General features: G+C 55.5%; 4 protein-coding genes. All 4 read right to left on the bottom strand.

The genetic code is table 11. From position 1 onward, the window contains the following. Positions 1-428: 428 nt before the first annotated feature. Positions 429-1,766, bottom strand: a complete 1,338-nt coding sequence (locus ABX962_RS30855; RefSeq protein WP_372725343.1) for an IS1182 family transposase — start codon at positions 1,764-1,766, stop codon at positions 429-431. 684 nt (positions 1,767-2,450) lie between these two features. Then, positions 2,451-2,804 (bottom strand): hypothetical protein, encoded by a 354-nt coding sequence (locus ABX962_RS30850; RefSeq protein ID WP_372725341.1) that lies wholly within the window; start codon positions 2,802-2,804, stop codon positions 2,451-2,453. Between the two features lie 123 nt (positions 2,805-2,927). Further along, positions 2,928-3,398: a dual specificity protein phosphatase family protein gene (locus ABX962_RS30845; RefSeq protein WP_372725339.1), complete on the bottom strand. Its 471-nt coding sequence runs from the start codon at positions 3,396-3,398 to the stop codon at positions 2,928-2,930. 129 nt (positions 3,399-3,527) lie between these two features. Then, entirely contained in the window at positions 3,528-3,935 is a 408-nt protein-coding gene (locus tag ABX962_RS30840; RefSeq protein ID WP_372725337.1) for a hypothetical protein, read from the bottom strand. Positions 3,936-4,612 lie beyond the last annotated feature (677 nt).

Genomic DNA, 4,612 nt, shown 5'->3' with positions numbered 1-4,612 from the left:
GCTGTCAACTGGCGTCGGTTGGCAGCGTGAACGTTGGTAGTCACCGCGTCGGCGCGATGGACCGGAACTCAAATACAAACACGACTCGCCGACTGCGGAGCACCACTTGGTTCACGCGGATCGGCCACGACGACAGTTTGAGCCATCATCGTTGGCTGCCAATGTACTCGATTGGAATCGCCGATGGAAAGTCGAGGTGTCTGGCTCAGGCTTGTCGTCGCTGGACAGCTACGATGAAGCCCGGAGAGGCTGTGAATATTTGGCTTACCGCAGCACTCACCTTCGTTTTTGACGCTATTTCAAAAACGGACAGAGAATCTTCGGTCGTAGTTGCTCCTGCCGATCCCCATTTGAAGGCGGCTGAGCAGGAAGGCCTCCCAAGTTGGATTGCGAATCAAGCTCTTTTGGCTCGATTCACCGCTATTAACTCAATTTGCAGTAGTCTGCGCGCTATGCTCCCCCATCAATTTCGGTAAGAAACCCATGTGTTGGAATCGATTGAAGTTATTCACCAGCACGTGCCATAGTGTTTGACCAAGGGCTTTGCGTTGACCGCGAACACGAAATTGATTCAGCCCACGGTTGCGGCACTCCGCATTGGGGAACTCCGCAATGGACGGCCGTTGCTGGTAAATCGCTTGAGCTTCCTCTGCCCCCATCCGCTCGCGAAAACGCCCCATCGCTTCGCTGTCAGTGGACTTCGCTTGATAAGGGGCTTTGCCATCGGCGACGTCTTTCTCGGCACCTTTGACAGCACCGTAGACCGTCGTCCCAGCGGCATCCAACGCGTCGATATCCGATGCTTTGATAAAACCACCATCGACTAGGTACTGCCCCGGCACGACACCGTACGTCGAACACACCGACTCAAATACCGGAAGCATCTGCCCCATGTCACTGCCTTGATTGTTCACGTCCACGCCGACAACGATTCGCGTCTCGCCATCGGTTGCAAACTGCACATTAAACGCCGGACGAAAGCCGCCATCGCCCATCTTCATCCGAACCGCTTCGGGGTCCGTCGTCGATGCTCGTGGAGTTGATTTACTTTTGCGAGACTTCTTTTCCCGGCGGCGGCGCTCGAGTTCCTCAAGGTTCTCTTGAGCGGCTTTGATACGTTCGAGCCGTTCTTCGGCGGCACGCTCTCGAGCGGCTTGCTGCGCGACTGAGACATCAGCTTGGTTTTCTTGCTCGGATTGTTCTTTGAGTTCTTCAAGATACTTCTCCGCTTCCTCCTGCATCCTTTGCAACGTCGGCTCCGATCGAAACGAACTGCTGCCCGCCGAAGCACGCACGCGCATGCCATCCTGACCAATCGTTTCCAGCGTGATCAGTTTTTCATTGAGAAGGACGGTAATTGAATCGCTCAGCAGCTGTTCCAACTCTTCAATGTGCTTGGTGCGAAAATCACTCAGCGTGTGATAGTTGACCGTTACTCCGCCGCAGATCCACAGGTAGCAAAAATCGCGTGTCGTAAGCTCTGCGATTCGTCGCGCGCTGGTGATTCCTTCGAGGGTGGCATAGAACCACAACGCGAAGAGAATCCTGGGATCGATGGGGTTTCGTCCACGTGTTCCTTGGCGTGCTTTGATCGGCTGGTAGAAGGGAGACAGATCCAGCGACTGGCAGTAGGCCCAAACCAGTCGCACGCGATGATCGCTGGCGACGAGTTGGTCCAGCGAGAGCATCCGCATCTCGATCTGAGTTCGCTCGGGCCGATTGGTACGAGCTTGTCCACGCTGAGTAGCATTGCTTGGATTATTCATGCGATAAATTTAGCGCCAAAATTAAATCAAACAACCGTCAGCCCAATTATTCACAGCCTCGGAGGGCTGGCACAGTGTTTGCCGGTGGTGTCAGCCACCGGTGTTCAGTGCAGTGAAGCACAAAGGCCTGAAGGGCCGGCACAATCGTTCTCTTGGCCGCCCGGGAACGCTCAAACCCCGATTACTGTGTCGGCCCGCTGGGCCTTGAGCGTTGTATGGAATCCATCCCCGATGGCTGACACCACCGGCAGACACTCTATCGGCCCCCCGGGCCTAAGACACAACGTCCAACCAGCCAAATACGATCCATCGATTCCGTTGGATCTGGCAAACACTGAGCGGTCGCCATTTCAGCCATCCGTTCTTCTCGTTCGGCCGAGTCGACCGCGCACCCATCGAACCGTGACATCAGGAGCGAATCCTTGGAAACAGAGGCCTGATGAATTCCGGTCGGCACAATTCGAACGCACCAACCGCAGCCGGGATGCCAGGCGTTGGGCATTCGCGGAACCAGCGGAGAAGAGTTTGTCCACGAATTGCACGAATGAATGTGCTGCGGTGCGACTGGCGTCGGTTGGCAGCGCGAACGTCCGGGATCAGCGGGCGGCGGGAGTTGACATTGATCTCACCAAAAACCGCACCACCGCCGCTCCGTTGCATCCCATGGTTCGCCCACACTTCGGGTCATTCATCGGAACTCGGTTCGGAGTCTTCAATGTACAGTAAGTTGTCGCGTGGGATATACACGCGGCGTCCGTCTTCTCGTTGCAGTACGATCCATCGATTGTGAGTGAACTCTTCGTACGCGGGCTGATTGTCCTCGTCCGTCATCGGAGTAGTGAATCCAACCAGAAGGCAGCGTTCAAAGACTTGAGTTGCAGATTTGTCGTACGCGATGCGGAAATGGAAGTCGTGCGGTTTCTTAAAGTCAATTTCTTGGACGTTGGCAGGCGCACGTGTGCCACCAATCTTGGGAGGACGCACAGGCTTGGGGTCTTCCGGCTTCTGCCACGGCCATCGCCATCCGGTCTGCTTCATTTTGACGGTTTAAACATATTGGTTGGGCGAACGTCCGGGATCAGCGGGCGGCGGGAGTTGACATTGATCTCACCAAAAACCGCACCACCGCCGCTCCGTTGCATCCCATTGTTCTGCCTTCTTTCACGCTGTAATCGACGTCGGCCGAGGATGCGGCAGAAAGTTTTCGCGACCATGGGACTGCACCGTTGCGGTCAAGTTTGAGTCTACCAGCAGTGCGTGTCCCGGTACAGCATCAAACGCCTGAGCGCAGATGAGTCGTGCTGCGTCGTCCGAAGCAATTCCGCATGCAAGCAGATAAAGCCAGAGTATCGTCGGCGAGCGGTTCCAGCCCGCCATGCAATGCACGTAAATTCGACCAGCGTCTGCTACCAATGACTGATGAATCGAGTCAATTGCGTTGATTGCTATCTCAGTTGGGATCAGCGTTCGATCTTCAATATCGAACCAGGTAACGGATCGGAATGGTCCATCCGTGGTCGTGAGTTGGCTGGGTGTGTCGCTGACATTGAGGATATCGGTGACGTTTAGATCGCGAAGCGAGGTAAGACGTTCACGCGAAGCAAAACGCCCGACGTAGATGTCGTTGGTCACGCGAAACAGAATTGGGTCTCCCTTAGCGAATGAGCGAAATCATCAATGGCAGAACGGCAGAAATCACGCGGGACGGGCGAACGACGCGCAAGCAGACGGTTAACCACGACACCCGTCCTTGCGTGCATTTCATTGTTCTGCGTTGTTGTAAAGCGGTATGGGCTTCGCGTGAATCGCGAAGCGGCGGTAGTCTGGGTCTTCAAAATAGAATTCTAGAGTATACCAATTGGAGATGCTGTAATACTCGATGTTGCGCAAGTCTGTTGGTATCCCCATGTCATCGGGAAATGGTTTGTCATAGTCCGGCTGTCCGAAAATCTCGAAGCACTCTTCGGGCTTGCGAATGGTTGTTGCATTGTCATAAATGCGAGCATACTCATCCGCGGGCGCGATCGGTCCGTCTCCCACACGTTTGGGAAGCGCTTCGCCACACCAAGGACAATGTTGAATTGGGTACTGCGTGCTGTCTGGTCCCTGAACAAAAAACCCGCTCTCATCAGAGTAGGTAAATGGAGTCGCTCTGTCGTTGACCATCATTGCTAGCCAACCGCAGGTACACATCATCACGAACCTTCATTCGCAGAACGGCGGTGGTCACCGCGTCGGCGCGATGGACCTGAATTCAAATACAAACTCGACTCGCCGACTGCGGTGCACCACTAGGTTCACGCGGATCGGCCACGACGACAGCTTGAGCCGTCATCGCTGGGGGCCAATGTACCCGATTGAAATCGCCGAGGGAAATCGCGTCTCCCAATCAGCAGTCAACGCGTCAGGCGTCGGTTGTCAGCGTTGCAATCGACAGGCGTCGGTTTGCCCCGTTCGGCCGAGTCGACCGCGAACCGATCGAACGATAACATCAGGAGCGAATCCCAGGAAACAGAGGTCTGACGAAATCCAATGGGCGCACTTCGAGCGCACCAGTCGCAGCCGGGATGTCAGGCGTTGGACAAGGACGCGAACAGCGGAGAAGAGATTTGTCCACGAATCACTCGAATGACACGAATCGATGTGCCGTTGCTGCCAGGCGTCGGTTAGCAGCGCGAACGCTACGGATCACACGGTCGCCACGAACGACCAACCACTTCATTGAACCTGACTCGGCGACTCGTGTGCATCCGATTGTTCCCCGCCGTCGTTGTCCATGTCGCTGCCAGGGGAAGCTTCCATTGTCCCCATTCCCATTCCCATACCCATGCCCATTGGCGGGCCAG

It is taken from the genome of Novipirellula sp., assembly GCF_041583735.1.
Lineage (GTDB): Bacteria > Planctomycetota > Planctomycetia > Pirellulales > Pirellulaceae > Novipirellula.
This window is presented reverse-complemented; position numbering and strand designations above follow the sequence as displayed.